Origin of the sequence: Gemmiger sp. An50, from assembly GCF_002161595.1 — a bacterium.
Taxonomy (GTDB): domain Bacteria; phylum Bacillota; class Clostridia; order Oscillospirales; family Ruminococcaceae; genus Allofournierella.
Map to the genome: position 1 here is coordinate 24,004 of NZ_NFID01000008.1, position 22,750 is coordinate 46,753.

General features: G+C 62.1%; 16 protein-coding genes and 1 riboswitch. Of the genes, 2 read left to right on the forward strand and 14 right to left on the reverse strand.

Translation table 11 applies throughout. The features are described 5' to 3' along the window. From B5G03_RS08525 to B5G03_RS08565, 10 genes are all read right to left on the reverse strand, one after another. Positions 1 to 1,023, reverse strand: coding sequence for a 3-dehydroquinate synthase (locus B5G03_RS08525; protein WP_087181296.1), 1,023 nt, complete (start codon positions 1,021 to 1,023; stop codon positions 1 to 3). Positions 1,024 to 1,052: 29 nt separating this feature from the next. Continuing rightward, a complete protein-coding gene (locus B5G03_RS08530; RefSeq protein WP_087181297.1) occupies positions 1,053 to 2,117 on the reverse strand; it encodes a prephenate dehydratase domain-containing protein in 1,065 nt (354 codons plus the stop codon). 109 nt (positions 2,118 to 2,226) lie between these two features. Beyond that, the gene (locus B5G03_RS17415; protein ID WP_162613372.1) at positions 2,227 to 2,400 is read right to left on the reverse strand and encodes a hypothetical protein; all 174 of its coding nucleotides are present in this window, start codon (positions 2,398 to 2,400) and stop codon (positions 2,227 to 2,229) included. After that, positions 2,397 to 3,167 carry a hypothetical protein gene (locus B5G03_RS08535; RefSeq protein ID WP_087181298.1) on the reverse strand — a complete coding sequence of 257 codons (771 nt, stop codon included), beginning with the start codon at positions 3,165 to 3,167 and terminating at the stop codon, positions 2,397 to 2,399. The genes B5G03_RS17415 and B5G03_RS08535 overlap by 4 nt, the downstream gene beginning before the upstream one ends. A 4-nt stretch (positions 3,168 to 3,171) precedes the next feature. Then, positions 3,172 to 3,906, reverse strand: coding sequence for a lysophospholipid acyltransferase family protein (locus tag B5G03_RS08540; RefSeq protein WP_087181299.1), 735 nt, complete (start codon positions 3,904 to 3,906; stop codon positions 3,172 to 3,174). 170 nt (positions 3,907 to 4,076) lie between these two features. After that, a complete protein-coding gene (malQ, locus tag B5G03_RS08545; RefSeq protein WP_242962365.1) occupies positions 4,077 to 5,546 on the reverse strand; it encodes a 4-alpha-glucanotransferase in 1,470 nt (489 codons plus the stop codon). Between the two features lie 19 nt (positions 5,547 to 5,565). Further along, complete coding sequence (locus B5G03_RS08550) at positions 5,566 to 6,402, reverse strand: carbohydrate ABC transporter permease (protein ID WP_087181301.1); 837 nt, start codon at positions 6,400 to 6,402, stop codon at positions 5,566 to 5,568. Next, positions 6,402 to 7,244, reverse strand: coding sequence for a carbohydrate ABC transporter permease (locus B5G03_RS08555; protein WP_087181302.1), 843 nt, complete (start codon positions 7,242 to 7,244; stop codon positions 6,402 to 6,404). The genes B5G03_RS08550 and B5G03_RS08555 overlap by 1 nt, the downstream gene beginning before the upstream one ends. 202 nt (positions 7,245 to 7,446) lie before the next feature. Then, the gene (locus B5G03_RS08560) at positions 7,447 to 8,805 is read right to left on the reverse strand and encodes an ABC transporter substrate-binding protein (protein WP_087181303.1); all 1,359 of its coding nucleotides are present in this window, start codon (positions 8,803 to 8,805) and stop codon (positions 7,447 to 7,449) included. A gap of 73 nt (positions 8,806 to 8,878) precedes the next feature. Next, positions 8,879 to 9,904 (reverse strand): LacI family DNA-binding transcriptional regulator, encoded by a 1,026-nt coding sequence (locus B5G03_RS08565; RefSeq protein WP_343286895.1) that lies wholly within the window; start codon positions 9,902 to 9,904, stop codon positions 8,879 to 8,881. Between the two features lie 282 nt (positions 9,905 to 10,186). Between B5G03_RS08565 and B5G03_RS08570 the strand changes: the two genes are divergently transcribed. Beyond that, the gene (locus B5G03_RS08570; protein WP_087181305.1) at positions 10,187 to 10,981 is read left to right on the forward strand and encodes a YesL family protein; all 795 of its coding nucleotides are present in this window, start codon (positions 10,187 to 10,189) and stop codon (positions 10,979 to 10,981) included. 252 nt (positions 10,982 to 11,233) lie between these two features. Continuing rightward, positions 11,234 to 12,397, forward strand: a complete 1,164-nt coding sequence (locus B5G03_RS08575; RefSeq protein WP_087181306.1) for an MFS transporter — start codon at positions 11,234 to 11,236, stop codon at positions 12,395 to 12,397. Positions 12,398 to 12,481: 84 nt separating this feature from the next. Here the strand turns inward: B5G03_RS08575 and B5G03_RS08580 are convergent, their stop codons facing one another. The 4 genes from B5G03_RS08580 to B5G03_RS08605 form a co-directional block, all read right to left on the reverse strand. Then, positions 12,482 to 17,086: a LamG-like jellyroll fold domain-containing protein gene (locus B5G03_RS08580; RefSeq protein WP_162613373.1), complete on the reverse strand. Its 4,605-nt coding sequence runs from the start codon at positions 17,084 to 17,086 to the stop codon at positions 12,482 to 12,484. Positions 17,087 to 17,403: 317 nt separating this feature from the next. Continuing rightward, a complete protein-coding gene (locus B5G03_RS08590) occupies positions 17,404 to 19,023 on the reverse strand; it encodes an amidohydrolase (RefSeq protein ID WP_087181309.1) in 1,620 nt (539 codons plus the stop codon). A 69-nt stretch (positions 19,024 to 19,092) separates the two neighbouring features. After that, the gene (locus tag B5G03_RS08595; RefSeq protein WP_087181310.1) at positions 19,093 to 20,574 is read right to left on the reverse strand and encodes an alanine/glycine:cation symporter family protein; all 1,482 of its coding nucleotides are present in this window, start codon (positions 20,572 to 20,574) and stop codon (positions 19,093 to 19,095) included. A 141-nt stretch (positions 20,575 to 20,715) separates the two neighbouring features. Further along, a riboswitch (Lysine riboswitch) is annotated at positions 20,716 to 20,894 on the reverse strand. Between the two features lie 97 nt (positions 20,895 to 20,991). After that, positions 20,992 to 22,587: a hypothetical protein gene (locus B5G03_RS08605; RefSeq protein WP_140401667.1), complete on the reverse strand. Its 1,596-nt coding sequence runs from the start codon at positions 22,585 to 22,587 to the stop codon at positions 20,992 to 20,994. Positions 22,588 to 22,750: the final 163 nt, after the last annotated feature.

Genomic DNA, 22,750 nt, shown 5'->3' on the forward strand with positions numbered 1-22,750 from the left:
TCACTTCCCCATCAGGATCGCGTTCAGCCCGGCCGCGTCCAGCTTGTCCAGCCGCCAGCAGCCCAGGCCGGGCACCTTCACCACCGTGATGCGCCCGTCGCGGAATTTTTTGTCGTGGAGCATGTAGGCCCACACCTTTTCCTTGTTGTAAGCAACCCGGGCGGGCAGGCCCAGCTTGCGGTAGACCGCCCGCACCCGCTTGGCCAGCTGACGGTCCTCGATCATGGGCAAAAGGCCCAGCGCCACACACTCGCCATGGTACAGGCCATTGGTCCGGCGGCCGGTGATGCCCTTTACCGCCTCGATGCCGTGGCCCAGGGTGTGGCCCAGGTTCAGGATGGCCCGCATGCCCTTTTCGGTCTCGTCCTTTTCCACCACCTGCTTTTTGATGAGCAGGCTGCGGTAGATGATGGTCTCGATCTCCGCATCCACATCCAGCTTTTCAAACATCTCGAACAGCTCGGCGTCGCTGGTCAGGCTCATTTTCACCGCCTCGGCCAGGCCGTTGATGAAGTGGCGGCGGGGCAGGGTGGACAGGGTATCCGGGTCCACGATCACCAGCCGGGGCTGCCAGAAGGCGCCCACGATGTTCTTCGCCGCGCCCAGGTCCACGGCAACCTTACCGCCGATGGAAGAGTCGATCTGAGAAAGCGTGGTGGTGGGGCAGTTGATGAAATCCACGCCGCGCATGTAGGTGGCGGCCACGAAGCCCGCCAGATCGCCCACAACGCCGCCGCCCACGGCCACCACCAGGTCGCCCCGGTCGAAGCCCAGCTCCAGCATCCGGCACAGCAGTTTCTCGTATACCTTCAGGCACTTGCTGCCCTCGCCCTGGGGCACAGTTTCAATGTGGCCCTCCCGGCACTGGGCGCGCACGGTCTCGGCATATTCGGCGGGCACGCCGCTGTCGGTCACGATGAGCACCCTCCGGTTCAGATTGGCCAGAAGGCCCAGGTTGTGCAGCGCGCCGCGCTTCAGGATAATGTCGTAGCTGCGCTCGCCCAGCCGCATGGTCAGTTTCATTCCGTTGGTACTCCTTGTCTGCTCGTTGCTCATTTTGTGTAGACCCCCAATACCCGCAGTGTGTTGCAAATTTGCCCCAGCGCCTCCAGCAGGGTCTTGCTCGCCTGCTCACCGGGCTGGCCTTCCAATTCCACGTAAAAATAGTATTCAAAGGGTACGCCGGGCATTGGCCGGCTTTTGATGCATTCCATATTGAACCCGGCCGCGCCGATGGCCTGGATCACCCGGGCCAGCTGCCCGGCCTTGTGATCCACCGTAAACAGCAGGCTGAACCGGTCGCCGCCGGTGGGCTTTTCCCGGGTAATCACGATGAACCGGGTGGTGTTGTCGCCGTCCGAGTTGATGCCCGCCGCCAGCACCTGCAGGCCATAAAGCTCCGCGGTCTCGGCGCTGGCAATGGCCGCCAGGGTCAGATCGCCGCTCTCGGCCACCTGCTTGGCCGCCACCGCGGTGTTCAGGCACTCGGAGGAGGAAAGGCCCAGGCTGTTCAAAAACCGGGCGCTCTGGGCAATGGCCTGGGGGTGGCTGACCACCCGGCGGATGTCCGCCAGCTTTGCCCCGGGCAGCGCCAGCAGATTCTGGCGCACCGGCAAATCGTAGACCTTGCACACGTGCAGCTCCGGGTAGGCAAAGCAGAGATCCAGCACGGCGGACACATCCCCCGCGTTGCTGTTTTCAAAGGGCAGCACGCCGTAGGCCGCCTCGCCGCTTTGCACCGCGTCGAACACCGCCGCCCAGGTGGGATAGCTTTTTGCCCCGGCCTGGGGGAACAGCTTGCGCAGCGCGATGTGGGAAAACGCTCCCTCCACGCCCTGGTAGGCCACCAGACTGCGGCCCAGCACCTCCATCTGATATTGCGCGGCCAGCTGACGCCCAGTCTGCCAGAAGGCCCGGTAATACTTCTCCAGCGCCGGGTCCTCTCTGACCGCCTCGGCCAGCAGTTCCGGGTCCGGTGCGCCGCTGGCAAACACCGGCTTTGCCTCGCCCTGCTCCCGGGCCCTTCGGGCCGCCAGTTCCATCCGGCGGCAGAACAGCCGGGCCAGCTGGCGGTCCAGCTCCTCAGCGGATTGTGTAACGCTCTGTTCCGGTTCCATGCAACACCCTCCTGCCACATTAATGTGATAAAGTATACCATAGACCGGGCCATGGTACAACCGCCCCGGGCACTTTTTTCAGTCGGGTTCGGCTTTTTTCGCCGTTGTCTCAGCGCTTGGGCAGGTCCTTCTGCCGCTCCCGGGCCTGACGGGCCAGCTCCTCAAAGCTGCGCTCGCTGGTGTAGAACCGCCGGTAGGGGTTTTCCAGCGGGGGCCGGGGCGGGGGACCGGCTTTCTTTTTGCCCGGCAGCCAGCCGGTCAGCCGGGCCCACAGCCCCTTCATCGGGCGGTGGCTCCGGCGGTGAGGGCATCAAACAGGGCATCGGCGGCATCCAGATTGCCTTCCTCATCCCCGGCATTGCTCCGGTGGCCCACCACAAAGCGGCTCATGTATTCCTGGCCGGTCACAACCTCGCCCGCCATGGTGGTGTATTCGCCCAGGTCCAGCGACGCCAGCACCGGGCAGTCGCTCCAGTTATACCACTCCACGCCGTCCAGCAGATTGTCCTCGTCCGGCATGCTGCCGTCCTCCCGGGCCAGCACGCCGTAAGCATTCTGGAAGGCCTCCGGCTCATCCACCAGGAAGATATAGGCGTCGCCGGAGGCAAGGTCCGCGGTGAGCGCCGTGGACTGGGCCATCTGCATATAGCCGTTGGTCATATCGGTCATGGCATCGCCCACATCCTGGGCGGCGCTGCCGCTGGTATCCGGCTGCTCCAGGCTCACCTGGTAGGAGCGAATCTGAGCCAGCACCTGACCGTCGCCGTTGGAATCCTCCATCACGCCGCCCAGCGCCTGCTCCAGCGCGGTCTGCAGCTCGGTGGGCAGCGGCTGGGCGCTGACCAGAGCGATCTGCTCGTCCGGGTGCACGGTGGTGATGGCCTTCCAGACATAATGCCCCGCAATAGCAACCAGGACAGCTACGACCGCCACGATCTTCCAGTTGTAGTGCCACCAGTTGGCAGCCTTCTGCTTTTTGGTGTATTCAATGGGCTCGTCCGGCTTCAGATCCTCCGGATCGATGTTCAGGGTATAGCGTGCGCTTGCCATGGTCTTATACCTCCTTTTTGTCGTTCAGGGCCGCACCGATCAGGGCGGCGGTCTGCTGGGGCAGCTCCTTCAGCTGCTCCCGGCTCATTGCGCCGGTCTCGATGGGGGGCAGAATCTGGATGGTCACATGGGTGGGCTTCATCCAGCCGCCGTTGTTCTCCATGATGTCCCGGCTGTTGTGGATGGCCAGGGGCACCAGCGGCGCGCCGGTCTTGGTGGCGATGCGGAAGGCGCCGCCCTTGAATTCCAGCAGGCTGCCCTCCTGGCCCTTGTTGCGAGTACCCTCCGGGAAAATAATCACGGAATACCCCTTCTTCACGTTGGCGATGGCTTCATTCAGCGCTTCCATGGCCTTGCGGGGGTCCTCCCGGTCCAGAAAGACGCAGTGCAGAAGGCGCATCCAGCCCCGCACCAGCGGGATCTTGGCCACTTCCTTTTTTGAGACCAGGGCGTGGGGCTTGTCCAGCTGGGTAAGCACCAGGGGGATGTCGTAGTAGCTGCGGTGGTTGCCCACGAACACGCAGGGCCGGCCCTGGGGGATGTTCTCCTTGCCGGTGACAGTCACGGTAACTCCGGCCAGCCGCAGCAGCTTGCCCGCCCAGTCGGGCACCCAGCGGTCGGCCAGCGCGTCGGCGGTGGCCCAGTCGCCCGCATCCAGTGCCTTCAGGCCCCGGCGCAGAAGGGGCAGCTTGATGAGCAGATACAGCCAGAAATAGATAAACCAAACAATGGTGCGCATAGCAGTTCTCCTTGCAGTTTCGGGCAGCCCGGCGGGCTGCGTCGTTATCGCTTATTGTACCATAACTGGCCCAAAAGAAAAAGCGCGCCGCCCCATTCTTTGCCCAAACCTAACAAAAACGCCCTCCCTTTCGGGAAGGCGTTTGGAAGGATATTGGCTGTTTTTCCAGTTTACCGGCCATACAGCTCGGTGAGGGCCGCGATGCGCCCGGCCAGCTGCGGGGTGAAGGCGCTTTGCTCCACCCGCCACTGCCAGTTGCCCCAGGGACGGCTGGGCACGTTCATCCGCGCTTCGCCGCCCAGGCCCAACCAGTCCTGCATGGGCACGATGGCGGTATTGCTCACGCTGGCCATCGCTGCCCGGATGAAGCTTTCCACCAGCGGCTCGTCTGCCGCGTGCAGGTAGGCACGGGCACGCTCCACATCCTCCGGATGGGCTTCGGTCTCCCAGGCGGCGGTGGTGGTATTGTCGTGGGTGCCGGTGTAGACCACCGAATTGTGCAGGTAGTTGTGGGGCAGATAGTCCCCGGCCTCCCGCCGGTCGAAGGCAAACTGCAACACCTTCATGCCTGGGTAGCCGCTGCCCTCCAGCAGTTCCTTCACCTGGGGGGTCAGGTAGCCCAGGTCCTCGGCGATGATCCGCGCACCGGGCATGGCGGCGTGGATGGCTCCGAGGAAATCCATGCCGGGGCCGGGCTGCCAGCTGCCATTCTGGGCGGTGGTGTCCCTGGCCGGGATGGAATAATAGCTCTCGAAGCCCCGGAAATGGTCGATGCGCACCACATCATAGATGGTGAGCGCGTGGCGCAGCCGCCGCAGCCACCAGGCGTAGCCGGTGGCTTTGTGGCGGGGCCAGTCATAGAGCGGATTGCCCCAGAGCTGGCCGTCGGCGGCGAAGGCGTCCGGCGGGCAGCCCGCCACCCGGGTGAGCCGCCGGTCTTCGTCTGTCTGGAACAGTTCCGGCTCAGCCCAGATGTCCGAGGAGTCCGGCGAGACGTAGATGGGAATGTCGCCGATGATCTGCACGCCCTTTTGGTGGGCATAGGCCAGCAGTTCATCCCACTGGCGGTAGAACAGATACTGGATCTTTTGCCAGTAGTCCACCCGTCCCGCCAGCCTCTGCCGGGCCTTTGCCAGCGCATCGGGACGGCGCAGCCGCACCTCGTCCGGCCAGTGGTACCAGCTCTGCTGATCGTTTTCCTCCTTCAGTGCCATGAAGAGGGCGTAGTCCTCCAGCCAGGCGCTCTGCTCCTTTTTCCAGGCGGCAAAATCCTCGTCGCCCTCCGGCAGCCGGTCCGCCGCCTTTTGCAGCAGGGTATGGCGGCTGGCATACAACGCGCCGTAGTCCACCCGGGCCTCGTTCTCGCCCCAGTCCGCTTCGGCCTCCTCTTCGGTGAGCAGACCTTGCCGGATGAGGATGCCCGGGTCGATGAAATAGGGATTCGCCGCAAAGGCGGAAAAGCTCTGGTAAGGGCTGTCGCCGTAGCCGGTGGGACCCACCGGCAGGATCTGCCAGTAGGTCTGGCCCGCGGCGGCAAGAAAATCCACGAACCGCCGGGCCTCTTCGCCCAGTGTGCCGATGCCCCAGGGGCCCGGCAGGCTGGAAACCGGCAGCAGGATACCGCTTGCACGCTTCAACACGATCGCTCCTTTCGCTGTGTCAGCCCTTGACCGCACCGGCTGCCACACCCTTGATGATGTGCTTCTGGCAGGCCAGGTAGAACAGGATGATGGGCACGATGGCCAGCACCAGCATGGCCATCATGGCGCCCCAGTCCACCGAGCCGTAGCCGCCCTTCAGATACTGGATGGCGATGGGGATGGTCTTGTACTTGCGCAGGTCCAGCACCAGGCTGGGCAGCAGGTAGTCGTTCCAGATCCACATGGTCTCCAGAATGCCCACGCTCACCAGAGTGGGCTTGAGCATGGCCAGAACCACACGGAAGAAGGTTTGCAGCGGGTTGCAGCCGTCGATCATGGCGGCCTCCTCCACCTCGATGGGCACGCTGCGCATAAAGCCGGTGAACATGAACACCGCCAGACCCGCGCCGAAGCCCAGATAAATCAGGATGATGCCCACCGGGTTGCCCAGGCGCATGGAGTCGCTGATCTTGGACAGGGGATACATGACCATCTGGAAGGGCACCACCATGGAGATGAGGCAGAGCATGTAGATGGCCTTTGTGTACCAGGTGTGGACCCGGCTGATGTACCAGGCGCACATGGAGGTGCACAGCAGGATGACCACCACACTGGTGATCGTGATGAACAGGCTGTAGCCGAAGGCGCTGAAGAAGCCGGTCTTGCGCAGGCCTTCCACGTAGTTTTCCAGTCCCACGAAGGTTTTTTCATTGGGCAGCGAGAAGGGCATCCGGTTGATGTAGGCCTTTTTCTTGAAGCTGTTCATGAAGATCATCAGGATGGGCGAGATGTACACAATGCTTACAATGGAGAAAATCAGGGTGTAGATCCATCCATGTTTCGGCTTGTCGTTCATTACTGCTGCACCTCCTTTGTACGGGTCAGGCGGTTCTGCGCCAGTGCCAGGACCGCCACCAGAATGGTGAAGACCACAGCCTTGGCCTGGCCGACGCCCTCCCAGCCGTTGCGGCCGTAGAAGGTGTTCACGATGTTCAGCGCCAGCATTTCGGTCATATCCGAAGGCTGGCCGTTGGTGAGGGCCAGGTTCTGGTCATACAGCTTGAAGCCGTTGGTCAAAGTCAGGAAGGTGCAGATGGTGATGGAGGGCATGCTCATGGGCAGGGTGATGCGCCACAGGCACTGACGGGGATTGGCGCCGTCGATGCGGGCCGCCTCGTACAGATCGCCGGGAATGCTCTGCAGGCCGGCGATGTAGATGATCATCATGTAGCCCACCTGCTGCCAGCACATCAGGATGACCAGACCCCAGAAGCCGTAGGACGCGCTGTAGGTAAGGGTGCGGCCGAACAGGCCGAAGATGCCGTTCAGAATCAGCTGCCAGGTATAGCCCAGCACGATGCCGCCGATCAGGTTGGGCATGAAGAACACGCCGCGGAAGATGTTGGTGCCCTTGAAGGTCTTGGTAAGCAGCAGCGCCACCGCGAAGGCCAGCACGTTGATCAGGATCACCGTGACCACCGTGAACAGGGCGGTGAACCACAGCGAATGCAGGAAGGTGGGGTCGGACCAGATGCGGAGGTAGTTTTTCAGGCCAACGAACCGAGCATCCGAGATGGTGGTGAATTCACAGAACGAAAGGTACACGCCCTCGATAAAGGGGGCGATAAAGCCGATGACAAAGGCCAGCAGGGTGGGCAGCGCGAAGATGGGGAAGTATTTTTTGACCGCGCGTTCCATAAACAGTTCCCTCCTTGTTGTGATGGGTGAAGGTCGGATCGGGCCCGCCTGGGGCCGTCATGCCCGCCGGTCCGCCCCCCGCAGGGAGCGGTGCCGCGCCGGCCGGGGGCAGACCGGCAGGTATGCGCAACAAACCGGGAAAGGGGCGGGCAGAACCTGCCCGCCCCTTCGGTTTTACAAATAATATTCAGTGAATGGATGCTCAGCTGTTGGCAGCTGCGTACTCGGTGGCCCAGCCGTCCACAAAGGCGGTCTGTACGCCGCTCCAGTCGCCGGTGCCCTGAGCGTACTCCAGCAGGGCAGCGCCCACGCCGTTCTTCCACTCTTCGGAAGGCATGGTGGTGAAGCACCAGTCTACCGTCTTGTGACCGGCGGCCACGTCCTCGTTGGCAGCCAGAACCAGCGGGTTCTCGGGCAGGTATTCATCGGTGAAGCCGGTGAACGGGCAGACAAAGCCCATGTCCTTCAGACCGGTCTTGCCGGTCTCGCTGGTGATGCACCATTCCACAAAGTCGATGGTGGCCTGGATGTCTTCCTCGCTGGCCTTGGCGTTGATGCACCAGTAGTTCTCAGAACCGGTGCACAGGCCCTGGTTCTCTTCGCCCTCAGCGCCGATGTAAATGGGCATCATACCCATATCCTCGTCGGCCACTTCGTAGCCGGTCACCTGGCCGTAGCCCCAGGTGCCGTTCTGGTAGAACACGGCTTCGCCCATGGCGAACTCGGCAGCTGCGTCGTCACCGGTCTTGGAGCCGATCATGGCAGGCTCGCAGGTGGCGTTGTTGATGTACAGATCCCAGATGTTCTTGTAGTTGTCCAGGTAGGTGCCCTTGATGGCTTCGGTGGAGGTGATGCCGTCGGCCTGGTACTCGTAGTAAACGGGCAGGTTGGCCAGATGAGTCTTGAAGCGCCAGTCGGAAGAGGAATCCATGCCGGCGCTGGTGAAGGCGGCAAAGCCCAGGTCATCCTTATGGGCGGTGATATCCTCGGCCACAGCCTTCAGGGTATCGAAGTTGTTGATCTCGGCAGCGTCCTCGATCACCGCGTAATCCTTGGCGATGTAGTCGTTCAGCAAAGCCTTGTTGTAGATCAGACCGTAGGTCTCGATTACATAGGCCACGCCGGCAACCTTGTCGCCATCCTTCAGGGCGAAGGAGTCGCTGGTCAGCTGTTTGTACAGCTCGGTGTCGGACAGGTCATAGCAGTAGTCCTTCCAGGCAGCCAGGCCAACGGGGCCGTTCACCTGGAACAGGGTGGGAGCGTCGGTCTTGGCCATGTCGGCCTTCAGGGTGGACTCGTAAGTACCGGAGGCGGCGGTGACCACGTCCACGGGAACGCCGGTCTCCTCGGTGTACTTGGCAGCCAGCTCGACCCACTGGTCAGCCTGCTCGGGCTTGAAGTTCAGGTAGTAGACTTTGCCGCCGGATGCGTTGCCGGTGGTGGAGGCTGCGCCGGTGGAGGTGCTGCCGCTGGTTTGGGATGTGGTTGTTCCGGAGCCGCCGCAGGCCACGAAGCTCAGCGCCATGGCCGCTGCAAGCACAAGTGCAAGTGCCTTTTTCATAATGTGTTTCTCCTTTTTTGATGCTTGATGGTTGACGATTGAAGGGCAGGCCATTCCCGCCCGGAATACAAATTCATCTGCGTTCGGCCACCGACTCGCCGAACACCAGCTCCGCCTCCAGCATCCGGGTGCGGGCGGGCTGATTTTTCTCGATGCAGCCCAGCAGCAGCTCCACGCTGGCCTGGGCGATGCACTCGGAGGGCTGCCGCATGGTGCACAGCCGCGGGGTGTAGAAGTTTGCCAGCTCCACGCCGTCGAAGCCGATCACCGACACGTCCTCCGGCACCCGCAGCCCATGGTCGCGCAGCGCCCGGATGGCGCCGATGGCGGTGGTGTCGCTCATGGCGAACACCGCCTGGGGCCGCTGGCTCTCCTTCAGCCAGGCGTCCATGGCCTGGTAGGCGGCTTCAAAGCTGAAGCTGGTCCGCAGATAGCGGCGGGGTGCCAGCTCCATGCCGTGGGCGGTGAAGCTGTCGTTGCAGCCCTGCAAACGTTTGTAGCTTGGGTTGCTGTAGGCCGGGTCCGCCCCCAGGATCAGAATATCCTTGTGGCCGTTGGCCAGCAGATGGTCGATGGCCGCCGCACCTGCCTTGCGGTCATCCACGCCCACCATGGAAAGGTTGGGGAAGGCCAGCTCTTCGCTGACCACCGTGGCCAGCACACAGGGCAGGTGAATGTCTGCAAAGCCCTTGCGGAAGTGCTCGGCGCTGCCGCCCAGAAAGATGATGCCTCTGGGCTTCAGCTCCCGGCTCAGCTGCCTGGCCAGCACCACCTCGTCGCCGTCCTCGTCCAGATACTGGACCACGCCGTCGTACCCGGCCCGGCTTACCAGCTGCTGCAGCTGGACCAGCATGCCCGCGAAGAACATGTTGGCGGTGCTTTTGACCACAAACACGATGCTTTTCGCTTCGGTCTGCTTGAGCTTGCGGGCGTTTGCGTTGGGCACAAAGCCCCGGGCCTCCACCACCTGGCGGATGCGGGCCTTGGCCTCCTCGCTCACGTCCGGGTGGTCGTTCAGCGCGCGGGAAACGGTGCTGATGGCATAGCCGCTCTCCCGGGCAATGTCCTTGATGGTCATGCGCGCCGCCCTCCTCCGCAAGCATTCGAAACGTTGCCGGAAACGTTTCCGACGCTTATATTATATGCTTGATTTTTTGCACTTTCAACCACTTTTCGTTATTTTCATCGATATATGCATCAGTTTGTGGAAAGTTTTGTGCGCATTGCTTGTATTTCACGCAAAATTCCCGGAAACGATTCCGCATCCCCTGTGCGGGCGGGCGAGTCCCTGTTTGTAATCCGGCGGAAAATATGATACAAATAAAAGCAAGAGAATCAGGGCGCGCCGCGCCCGCATGATCAAAAGGAGCGTTGATTCAACATGGGTCTTTTCCACCCCAACTACAACAACCCCGGTCCCGGCGTTCGCAAGGACGAGCCCCGCAAAAAGGGCGCAGCCCGCTTTTTCGAGATCCTCGGCCGCGACATGGGCGATTTGTTCCGGGCCAACCTGCTGTGTGCGATCTGCTTTGTGCCCGCTCTGGCGCTGATCTTCCTGGGCATCCTGGGGCGCGCGATCCTGCTGGCCGTTCTGGGCGGTCTTGTGGGCGGCTTTTTGCTGGGCCCCTGCTATGCCGGCCTGCACGACACCATCCTGCGCACCCTGCGGGATGAGCCGGGCTACTGGTGGCACACCTACAAAAAAGCCTTCCGCCGCAACTGGCGCCAAAGCCTTGTTCCCGGCGCGCTGCTGGGCTTTTTGCTGGCCAGCCAGCTGTTCATGGGCTATTTCCTGTTCACCGGCGGTCAGACCGACGTGGCCAGCACCGCGCTGATCTGCATGAACGTGCTGCTCACCGCCATGATCTTCCCCTTCCTGTTCAGCCAGATGGTGCTGATGGAACTGTCGCTGCCCATGCTGATCAAAAACAGCCTGCTTCTGGCCCTTTCCTTCGCACCCCGCTGCATCGGCGCGGCGCTGGTTCAGGTCCTGTACTGGGTGGTCATGATCCTCTTTTTGCCCTACAGCGCCCTGTGGGTGCTGCTGTTCGGCTTCGCCTTCGTGGAGCTGATCGTGCTTTTGATCCTCTACCCGGTGATGGACAAGTGCTTCGGTCTGGAGGAGCGGTTCCGCGAACAGCAGGCTGCACGCGACGCCAAAAACCGCGAGGAATAACCGTTTGCCTTAAACTCCCCCGATTGGGAACGATCGGGGGAGTTTTCTTTTGCGTCCGAAAGCCTTGCAAACGATTTGCCGCTGTGATACAATAAAGCAAATTTACGGGCCAATTCGCCCCCCATCAGGAGAATTTGTATATGAACCGCCCCATCTAAAAATCCCTCACAGGCGTAGCGGCCGCTTTGCGCAAACGCGCGGGGCGGTGTTTGCCGTGCGGTATTTTTGGACAAAGGACGGTTTTTTGCTGCAATGGAAAACAAACGAAACATCCGGCTGATGTACGCCATCGCCCTGTTGCAGGGCATGGTCTTCTACGGGCCGATCGCCACCCTGTACCGCCAGGCGGCGGGGGTGAGCGTTTTTCAGATCACCCTGATCGAGAGCATCTCGCTGGCGCTGGCCCTGGCGCTGGAGGTGCCCTGGGGCATTCTGGCCGACCGGATCGGCTACCGCCGCTCCATGATCTTATGCTGCGGGCTGTATTTTCTTTCCAAAATCGTGTTCTGGCAGGCAGACGGCTTCGGCGGTTTTCTGGCCGAGCGGCTGATGCTGAGTGTGGTCTGTGCCGGTCTTTCCGGCCTGGACGTGAGCATCCTGTATCTTTCCTGCCCGGAACAGGAGAGTCACCGGGTCTTCGGCGTCTACAACAATCTGGGCATGGCCGGGCTGCTGGCGGCCAGCGCCGTGTATGCGGTGTTCGTGGGCGAAAATTACCGGCTGGCGGGCCTTCTCACCGTGTTCAGCTACGGGGCCGCGGCGGTGCTGGCGCTCTTTCTGCGGGAAGTGCGCTCCAGTCAGCCAAGAACAGCCAGCCATCAACTGGCGGATTTTGCCGCGCTGCTGAAACAGCTGGCCCACAGCCCCCGGCTGCTGCTTCTGGTGCTGGCGGCGGCATTTCTGAACGAGGCACACCAGACCATCACCACCTTCTTGAATCAGGTGCAATATACCCGGGCCGGGCTTTCGGCCAGCGCCATCGCTGTGATCTATGTGGTCATGACGCTGCTGGGGCTGTGCGGCGGGTTTTCCGCCCGGCTCACCGGCTGGCTGGGGGAGCGGCGCACCGGTGCGCTGCTGCTGGGCCTGGCGGCGGCCGCCTGCCTGGCACTGGCGCTGACCCACGGACCGCTGGTTTCGATTGCGGCGATCCTGCTGCTGCGGGTCTGCCACAGCCTGTTCACCCCCTTGCAGACCACCCTGCAGAACCGGCAGGTGACCACCGGCGACCGGGCCACCGCGCTGAGCCTGAATGCCCTGCTCATGGACCTGGTGGCGGTGTTCACCAATCTGGTATTCGGCCGGGCGGCGGATTTTTTCCTGCCGCTGGCCATGGGCTTCGGCTTTGCGCTCTGCTTTGCCGGGCTGGTGCTGTATCTGGCCAGCAGCCGCCCGAAAGCAGGAGATTTGGAATAAGCAGAAAAACAACCGCCCGCGCGGGTCCGGTCCATACCGGAATCCCGCGCGGGCGGTTTTCTTTGGTGTTATGCGAAGGTTGTCTTATTTTTCATTTTTGGCACGGCGGCGGAGGAATTCCAGCGCCGCCAGACCTGCGGCGGCGGTCACTGCCACCGCAGCCACTGCCAGCACTCCGTTGTCACCGGTCTTGGGGCTGGTCCCCTCAGAGATCACCGGCGCCGGAGTGGCTGCCGGCGCATCGGAACCGCTGCCGCTTTCGCCGCTCTCACCGGAGTCTGCCGTCTGCTCGACCCAGCCAAGGCCGATGGGCGAGAGGCTCTTCACCACAAAGCGGATGCCGGTCTCGGTCTCATACACCTGGGGCGTTTCCACATCGCCGGGCTTGGAACCGCCCTGTGCGATGGTAAACATGTGGGTCACCACAAAATCGTGGGTCTTGCTGCCGGTCCCGTCGGGATAGGGCAGCTCCACCACCACGCCGTCGGCGGGGAAATCCTCATCCGAAATGGGAATCCACTGGCCCTGCCCGTCCTGCGTCATCAGGGTGATGTCGTAAACCTCCATATCATCGGACTTCAGGCCGGGCAGCACGCCTGCCGCCACCCGGTAAAGCTCGGCAATGATCTTTTCCGGAGTGTTGAAGGCGGTGTTTTTCAGACCTTCGGGCACGCTGGTGATCCCGGGCCGGATGCTCAGCGCCTGATCACCGGGGTTCGGCGTCGGGGTAGGCTGGGGTTTTTCCGTAGGCTGCGGCTGCGCCTGGTTCACGGTGATGGCCAGCTGCACATTCATGCCCTGCCAGCTCACCGTGATCACGGTGTCATCCGCAGTCAGCGCCCCGCTGGGTGCCCAGGTGTAATCGGTCACCTGCTTGGAGGAGCCGTCGCTGTAGGCGGCAGTGATCTCCATTCCGGCGGGATCAAAGCATTCGCCCTCCTCATACACCGTCTTGGCGGGCTGAGCGGTCACGGTGATGCCGGTGAGGGTGGGCTCCGCGGGCGCGTCGCTCACGTTCACCCAAACCGGGTTGGCGTAGAAGCTCAGGTGGCTGTAGTTGTAATCATTGATGTAGTCAAAGCGGGCGGGTCGGTCATTGGTCACCTCGCGCTCGTGGGTGACCGGGTCGCCGTTGGCATCCACCTCGCTGCTGGACAGGCCGCGCACACGGAAGTACATGTCTGCATCCGCCTGGGTGGTGTAGGTGAGGGTGTAGTAGCCATCCTCGCCCAGCGCCTTGTCCAGCTCGGCCTTGTCAAAGCTCTTTACGATGCTGGCATCGGTGTTGGCGGTGCTGGAGTAATCCTCCTGCGCCACCTTTCCGGTCACATGGCCCATGATCAGGTCCACATGATCCAGGTCAGGGGTGTTGTCTACCTGGATGCCGGTATCGGTGCCGAACAGGCTCTCGTAGTTGTTGTATTCGGGGACCTTGAAACGGATGGTCACGGTCACGTCCTGACCCTCGTATACATCCAGATCCTGGCCCATGGCGGCGCTGCTGCCCGCGCCGGAAACAGTGAAGCTCAGATCCGAAATCAGCTCGCCGCTCACCGCGTAGCTGTTGCCGGAACGCATTCCCTCCACCACGTCGCTGAAGGTGAACTGCTGGTCCTCGCCAGGCTCCACCCAGGTCCAGTTGCGGGAGAACTCGCTGGCCCAGTAGCCGCTGGAATACTTCTCGTTGGAGCTGATCTTGAAGTGGAAGTCGGAGTTGGAGAAGTTGTAGAAGCGGCGGCCCTCAGACAGCAGGGCGTCCCACACGCCGCCGGTCACGGCAATCATCTCGTCCGCACCGGCACGGATATCGTCGGCGGGCAGCTCGCAGGAGGGGTCCAGCTGATTGCCGGGCATACCCTCAAAGCCAAACACCACATCGGGCGAAATGTCGTTCATCACGCGCAGGTTCTCGATGGTCACCTCGCCGTTATCCACCACATCGTTGCCGTTGTTGTGGCGGGAGGGATGGTTGGGCAGAATGAAGCTGTCGGGATAGTTGTCCGCCACCCACTGCACCGCAGCATAGGTGTCGTTCACGTCGCTCTTATCGTTCTGACGGGGACCGTACAGGGCCTCCTCATCACCAAAGAAGCGGTCGGCGCTGGTGTCGTAGCTGAACAGCCACTCAAATTCCCGGATGCCCTGGAAGGGAACGGTGCCGGTTTCATCCAGCAGAGCCACGCTGGCGTGGTCCAGATTCATCATATCCCATTCAAAGCCGGAATAGATCAGCTTATCCTGGTATTTGCCCTGGGCTCGCAGGGATTCGATTTCCCGCTGCTGGGCTCCGATGGCGCTCCAGCGGGCAGTCTCGTTCGCAGTGCCGTCCGGGTTGCGGGGGGAGTTGCGCAGATGGTCGGCCAGCATGAAGTAGTCGAAGGCCTCGCCATATTGGATGTTATCCACCTTGGCCTCGGCAGGCATTTCCTCCAAGTCCTCACGGAACGCCGCATTCAGGGCATTTTCCACCGTGATGTAGGGCTCGGAGGCATCGCTGGACTGGATGCTGTGGCTATGGTATTCGCCGGTCATCCATTTGCCCTCGGTCTGGGCCTCGGGCTCCTCCTTGGCCATACCGGCAAAGCGGGTCTCAAAATCAATGGAGACTTCGCCCTCGTTGCCGGGGCCGGTGAGGAAGTTCACATCAAAGAAGCTCTTTTCGCTCTCGTCCAGGCTGGCGGCATAGGGGGAGTAGATGGAATAGTAGATCTTGTCCGCATCCTCGTCAAACTCCAGATAGCGCAGCCAGCCGTTGCCGCCGTTGTAGGCAAACTGCAGGTCGGTGAGGATGGAGATCACATCCTGGCCCGCGTCGTTCTGCAGCACCTCCACGCCGGAGCCGTGGCTGTGGCCGCCGACCATCATAAAGACCTGGGGATACTTCTTTACAATATCCCACAGCTTTTCGCCCTCGCTGCTCAGCTTGATGGCGCTGGGCTGGGTGTCGGAACAGTTCTGAATGTCGTGCCGGGTCACGATGGTGGGGCAGTTGGGATACTGCTGCAGCATGGATTCAAACCATTCCAGCTCGCCGCTGGTGGGATTCCAGCTGGTTTTGCCGCCCTCGCAGGCCAGCGAGATGATCATATAGGTATAGCTGCCCGCATCCACGAACATGGCCCCGCTCCAGGCCTTGGGGGTCAGATAGGAGCTGGTGAGCGCCATGTATTCCTTGCTGTCCTGGCCGAAGTAATGCCAGTAGCTGGAACCGTTGCCCGCCCAGTTGTCGTGGTTGCCGGGCTGCACCAGGAACTTCATGCCCGCCTCGGGCAGCTGATAGAAGATGTCCTTGGCGTTGTTGTACTGTACGGCATCGCCGGAATCATCCACCACGTCGCCCAGGTGGACCACTGCCTCGATGTTCAGCTCGTCCGCGCTTGCGATCAGCTCATCCACCGTTGCATCCATCACGTCCGGGCGGTACTCCACGGTGTTCTGGGTGTCCGGCATCAGCACGATGTTGTAGTTGTCCTCATCGCGCAGCTGGTAGGCAGCATTGCTGCCGAACTCGCCCACATAATCCTCGGGATTGGGCACCAGCCAGTCGCTCTTGTTCAGAGCGGCGCCGGTGATGCGGATCTCCTGCAGGCTGCCCTGGAGGAATTTATCCAGACCGTCCCACCAGCTGGAGCCGATGCGGAACCGGCCGTCGGCGGGATCGGCGTACATGCCGTCCATCGCGTCGTTCTCATAGTCACGGAAGGCCTCGCAGCCGTTCACGTAGGTGGCGATCTCGCTGCCGTCGGACACAATGGCGATGTGGTACCACACGCCGCCCTCGTCCATGCTCACGGACCAGGCCGCGCTGGACATGGAATGGTCGCCGTTTGCATTGCCGGTGATGAACTGGATCTCCTTGCAGTTGGAGATGGAGGCATACATGGTGCCCTGCTCACCCTCCGGGTTGCCGCCGTTCTGGCCCTGGCGGGCGATCAGGCTCATCCAGGAATCCGCAGCGGTCCAGTCCTCGGGGAAGTAGTAGAGGAACTCCATGGTATAGCCCTGCTCGAACTCCTGGCTGTTGATGGGCGCGCCGTCCACCGTGATAAAGTCCACGCCGGTCTTTGCCGCGCTGTCGCCATTGAAGACCATGCTTCCGCCCTGGCCGGTCATGCTGTCGCCGGAGAAGCTCAGGTACTGGGTCCAGTCCGCGGAACCGTAGGTTTCCATCTGCAGGTCGTTGCCGTTGCCGCTCTGGTCCTTCAGCACCAGGTCGCCGCCCGCAATGCTGCCGGAGGCTACGCTGCTCTCGTCAAACTTCCAGTCCGCCGCCACCGGCAGGCCGTTCTCCTTGGCCTCAACCGACAGCGCGGTGGGCTCGGGAGTTCCGGTGGGAGCCGGGGTTTCGGTGGGCGCGGGGGTGGCAGTCGCCGCGGGAGTTTCGGTGGGCACCGGGGTCTCGGTCACGGCGGGAGCCTCTGTGGGTGCAGGCGTTTCGGTCGCTGCGGGCTCTTCCGTGGGCGCCGGGGTCTCCTCGACAGGGGCTTCGGTGGCCGCCGGAATCTCGGTGGCCAGGGGAGCCTGGGTGCTCTCCGGAGCCGGAGTGCTCACCGCCGGGGTGCCGGGAGCTGTGCTGGAAACCGGCTCCTGTGCGGATGCGCCGGGCAATACGCTCAGCAGCATCAGGCCCGCCAGAACAGCCGCGCTGCAGCGGCGGGCAAGGTTTTTGATCCATCTGTGATGCATCATGTTCCTCCTTATGATCGGTATGCTTCGATTCGCTGTTTTGTCATGTTTTTATCGGGGGCAGATATAGTTTATCTTTCCTGCGGTTTTCGCTCTATCATATTTCCAGCAAATTTCTGTAAAGAAAACCGAACACAGTTTTGGTCAAATCGCTTTATCCTGCATGTGCTTTCCCGCTCTTGCTTGTGCATTCTCGCTTTTTCATTGCTGTTCCGCCGCTTTTTCGGTACGAACGCCGCCAGTTTTTATGCATATTTTTTCAATTGATGTAAAAAAATCGGGAGAGGCCGGCGGCCTCTCCCGATTTTGATTTGTTGTGCTTATGCCCGGTGCACGCATTTGCCGCCCACATAGACGGCCTTCACCGGAATGTTCTGGATGGCGGCGGGGTCGGCGGCGAAGGGGTCCTGCCCCAGCACCACGAAGTCCGCCAGATAGCCCGGAGCGATGCGGCCCTTCTCGTTCTCCTCAAAGGATGCGTGGGCCGAGTGGATGGTGTAGCTGTCGATGGCCTGCTGCACCGTGAAGGCCTCCTCCGGACGGTAGGAGCCCGCGTCGCCCTTCAGGGTGCTGCGGGTTACGGCGCACTGGATGCACGCCAGCGCCCGGGGCAGCTCCACCGGGCAGTCGGTGCCGCTGGACACCCAGACTCCCGCATCCATCAGGGTACGGAAGGCATAACTGGTGGAGGCCAGCTCCTCGCCCACCCGATCGGTGACCATGTGAATGTCGTAGTCCAGGAAGATGGGCTGGGCATATACGTGCAGGCCCATCTCCTCGATCTTCTTCAGCTGGTCGGGGCGGGTGATCTGGCAGTGTACCACGCCGTGGCGGTGGTCCGCCCGGGGATGCTCCGCCAGCGCCTTCTCGTAGGATTCCAGCACCCGGTCCAGGATGCCGTCGCCGATGGTATGCACGGCCACCTGCATGCCGTGTTCGTTGGCACAGCCCACCAGGTCATCGAACTGCTGCTGGGTGTAGATGGCGATGCCCCGGTAGCCGGGCTTGTCGGCGTAATCCCGGCTCAGGTAGGCGCTGCGGGCGCCCAGGGAACCGTCGCCCAGAATCTTCAGCGGGCCGACCTTGACCCACTCGTCGCCCCAGCCGGTGTTGTAGCCCTCGGCAAAGAACTCCTCCAGCGCCTTCACGCTGGTGAGCTGGGCCTGCTGGTACATGCGCACGGTCATTTTGCCCTCGGCCTCCAGCTGGGCGTAGGCCTCCATCACCTCCCGCCAGTCCACGGTGGCGAAGGCGTCAAAGTCGTCGGTCTGGCAGGAGGTCACGCCGTAGGCATTCAGATGCTTCTGGGCGTCCAGCAGCATGGTCTTCAGATCCTCCACGCTGGGTTTGGGCAGCTTGGAATACACCAGCTCCATGCCGTTTTCCCGGAACACGCCGTTGGGCTGGCCGTCCGGCCCGATCTCAAAGCAGCCGCCTTCCGGCTGCGGGGTGGCGGCGGTGACGCCGATCATCTCCAGCGCCCTGGTGTTCACCACGCAGGTGTGGCCGCAGGTGCGCACGATGCACACCGGATGCTCCCGGCTCACCTGGTCCAGGTCCTGCCGGGTGGGGAAGCGCTGCTCGTCGGTGAAGTAGTCGTGGTTCCAGCCGCGGCCCCGCACCCACTGGCCGGGAGCGAAGTTCTTTTCCTTCAAAAAGGCGCGCATGGTGTCCAGCACTTCGGCCAGCGAGCCGGTGTGGCTGGACAGGTCCGCCACCTGCAGCGCATAGCCGTAGTTGAGCAGGTGCATGTGGGAATCGTTGAAGCCCGCGCAAACAAAGGCCCCCTCCAGATCCACCACCTGAGCCTCCGGTCCAGCCGCCAGCCGGGCCTGCTCCGCGCCGCCCGCAAAGACAAAGCGGCCGTCCTCCACCACAAAGGCCTCGGTCAGGGGCAGCTGGCCAGTGTAGACCCGTCCGTTTTCATAAAGAGTACGCATAATAAGTTCCTCCGTCCGGGAAAGGCCGGGGCGCTTTTCGCCGCCCCGGCCTGAATCCGTTTTGCTTTTTTACTTCTGGGCGGCCTTTTCCTTTTCCAGAGCCGCCTTCACTTCGGGCTTATCTTCATAGAAGATGGCCATCTTCGGGTCCACCTGGCCGATGTTCATGTAGCGGGCCTTGTAGTCCTTGAGCAGCTTGAAATACTGGCCGGACAGAATCAGGATCACCGCCACGTTCACGAAGGTGGGGATGCCGCTGGTGATGTCCACCAGGGTCCAGATGCTCAGATCGCCCACATAGATCAGGTACAAAGTCAGCAGGAAGGGGGGCACCGCATAGAAGTATTTGAACATGAGCAGCAGATACTTCTTGACCTTCGGGTGGTTCTTGGCCAGATGGCGCAGCACCACTTCGTAGTAGGCATACCAGCCGCCGGAGGTGGTGATCGAGAACACCACCATGATGAGGGTCAGGATCACGGTGCCGAACACGCCGAAGTTATGGGTGAACACATTCAGCGCCAGGGTGGCATTGGTGGCGCCGCTGGTCCACTCGCCGGAAACCAGCACGGTGAGAGCGGTGATGGTGCAGACCACAAAGGTGTCTACAAATACCTCAAAGGAGCCCCACAGACCCTGCTCCACCGGGTGGCGGGTCTGGCTGGAGGCGTGGATCATGGGGCTGCTGCCCCAGCCGGCCTCATTGGAATAGACGCTGCGGGCCATACCGGTGGAGATCACCTTGGAAACGCTGGCGCCCGCAAAACCGCCCAGCGCGGCAGAGCCGGTGAAGGCCTCGCCGAAGATGGCGCCCAGGGTGGGCAGCAGGTTGTCCAGATTCATGAGGATGACTGCGATGCCCAGGACCAGATAGGTCAGGCTCATGATGGGCACCAGCTTGGTGAGGATCTGGCCCAGCTTTTTCACGCCGCCCCAGATCATGAAGTACAGAAGCGTTACGATGATCAGCGCCGCGATGGCCTGGGGAATGCCCAGGGACTGGGCCACCACCTCGGAGGTGGTGAAGGTGGAGGCGCTGATGAAGAAGGTGGAGAAGATGCCGATGCCGAACACGAAGGCCAGCGGCAGCCACAGCTTGCCCCAGTGGCGCTCCTCGCCCAGGCCGCGCTCCATATAATAGGTGGGGCCGCCGTAGGGCACGCCGTTTTCATCGGTGCGGCGGTAGTACACCGCCAGGGTCACCTCCACCTGCTTGATGAGCATGCCCAGGAAGGCGGTGAGCCACATCCAGAACACCGCGCCGGGGCCGCCGGTGGTGACCGCAGTGGCCACGCCCGCGATGTTGCCGAAGCCCACCGAGCCGCCCACGGCGGTGGCAATGGCTTCGTAGGGGGTGAGCAGGCCTTTTTCATCGGCGCTCTCATCGGTGCGGTGGAACAGCCGGCCCAGGGTACGGCTGAAAATGTAGCCCAGGTGCCGCATCTGGAAGAACTTGGTACGCAGGGTGAAGTACACGCCGGTGACGATCATCAGGATAATCAACGGCGGGCCCCAGATGATGTTGTTCAGGGCGTTCAGAACGTTCGACATGATGTTGTGATTTCTCCTTTGTATTCCATCGGATACCATCACAACCACCCGTCACGCCCCACCGACGCCGCAAACAAATAAAAAAGAGGGGCCGCGACGCCGGAATTTGCATCGCCGCCCCCCTGTGAAAGAACGGAACAAAACCCCAATAGCGCCACCACTTTGTTCAAGTGAGAGTGCGCCGCCTGCTGGACGGCACCCCAACAAACACCCCGCTGCCGCGCGGGAATCTGTTTCGGCAAACTGTCTCTTCCCGCAAAGATCCTCGGCCGGCAGACCTCCCTTTGCGGTACCATACGGTTTGCGCCTCTATTGTGTGGTATTCAATTTACTTCCCTATCATAAAACGGCGCCGCCGGGTTGTCAACGGCTTTTTCTTATTTTTATACGTTTTCTGTGCATTTTCAGCCGTTTTGCTCAGCGGGAGACCGGGTCCGGCTGTTTGGCCTGATAGGTCCAAGGGCCTTCCGGCGTCTGGGCGGTGAAAACGGCGCACCAGTCGTACCCGTTCACGCCGGTGGGTTCCTGGGTCAGGCAAAGCTGCCAGGAGCCGTCCTCCTGCTGCCGCAGCCAGGAAACCCGGTACAAAAAGCCCACGCCGTCCAGCTGTGCGTCCTCCCAGGGCAGTGCCAGCGCCTGCCAGCTTTGCCCCTGGTCCATGCTGTAATAAAGATCCGGCCAGTTGTTTTCGCCGGAGGTCTCCACCGAGATCACCAGTGTGCCCTCGGCCCCGGCCGCCACACCGCAGATGGGGTAGTGGCCATCCACTTCGGCAGGCAATGTAAGCGCTTCAAAGCGCTCGCCGCCGGGCACGCACCGGAACAGCTCTGTTTTGCCGCCGGTGCCCATGCTCCAATCACAGCCCGCCGCCGCATAGAGGATGCCATCCGGCGCACCGCACAGCATCCGCCGGTCCGGCTTGTGGGGATAACTGCCCATGGCCTGCTCCTGCCAGGTGATCCCGCCGTCCGGACTGTAGACGATCACAGGCAAATTCCCGCCCAGCACAAAGCCCACCGGGCCATTCTCCTGTGGGGAGATGTACCAGCTGCTTCGGGTCACAGCGGTGCAGGTCTCAATGCATTCCGCCAGCAGGCCCTCGAACCGGCTTGGCAGGGCGTTCCAGTGCTCGCCCCAGTCCCGGGTGTAGAACAGGTGGCCCTCGTTTGTGACCCGGATGTCAGTCTGTTCGTACAACTGGGGGTTGCCCAGCCAGCGCGTCTCGTCGGCCGGAGCAAAGCAGAAGCGGGCGGTGCGGGTACCTGCCCGGTCCTCATCCTCGGCCTGGCGCACGGTGAGCATCCAGGCGGGGGAGCCGTCCGCCTTGCCGTATTGCCCCGCCTGGTACATGGCCAGATCAAAGCCCTCCGGGGCTGTTGCCATGTCCACCACAGTCTGGCCGCCCTCCGGGCGGGAAAAAGCGGTGAATTCCACCAGGAGGGGGGTTCCCAGCGCCATTTGCAGATCGTCTTGCGGCAGGGCGCGCAGCCGTTCCTCCACCAGCTCCAAACGCAGGTTGGGGTTTTCTGAGGTGTCCGCGCTGGTTCCGGCATCGCTTTCCATCAGGGTGCCCACATTGTTCACATCCTGATGAAGGCGGCCGGTGACCGCGTTCCATTCCATCCGGTACCCCTGGAGGAACTGTCCGTCCCGGTAGGCGTACAGATCCGTCTCCATGGAAAGGGGAAGGCCATCCGTGCCCAGAGTCAGGGACAGGGAATGCAGGTTCCAGCTCAGATTCTCCGTGTCCTCCAAGCCCTGGCGCAGCCATTCCTCCAGCGCAGCGGTGAAAGGGCCGAAACCCTGCTCCATCAGATCGTAGGTCTCCAGCTCCACCCAGCGGGGCTCCGGCGTGGGGGCAGGCTGGAACTCCGGCTGGGGCGGGGCGGAAAACAGCTGTTCGATCCGCCACAGCGCCTCGCTGACCTGACCGGCAGCCCGTTCCAGCAGGGTACAGCCGGTGAGGCTGACCGCCAGCAGAAGGCAAAGTGCCGCCATCATCCATCGTTTCATCCCTTGTATCCCTCCTATTGCCGTAATTGTTCGCCTTTATGATACCGCGCAGCTGCCCGCCCCGGCAAGCCCCGGGCAAGTTAGCGAAACAAAAAGCCGGATGCACGCTTTACGGCGTGCATCCGGCCTGATTATTTTTTGTATGCCGTATCCAGTTTCCGGT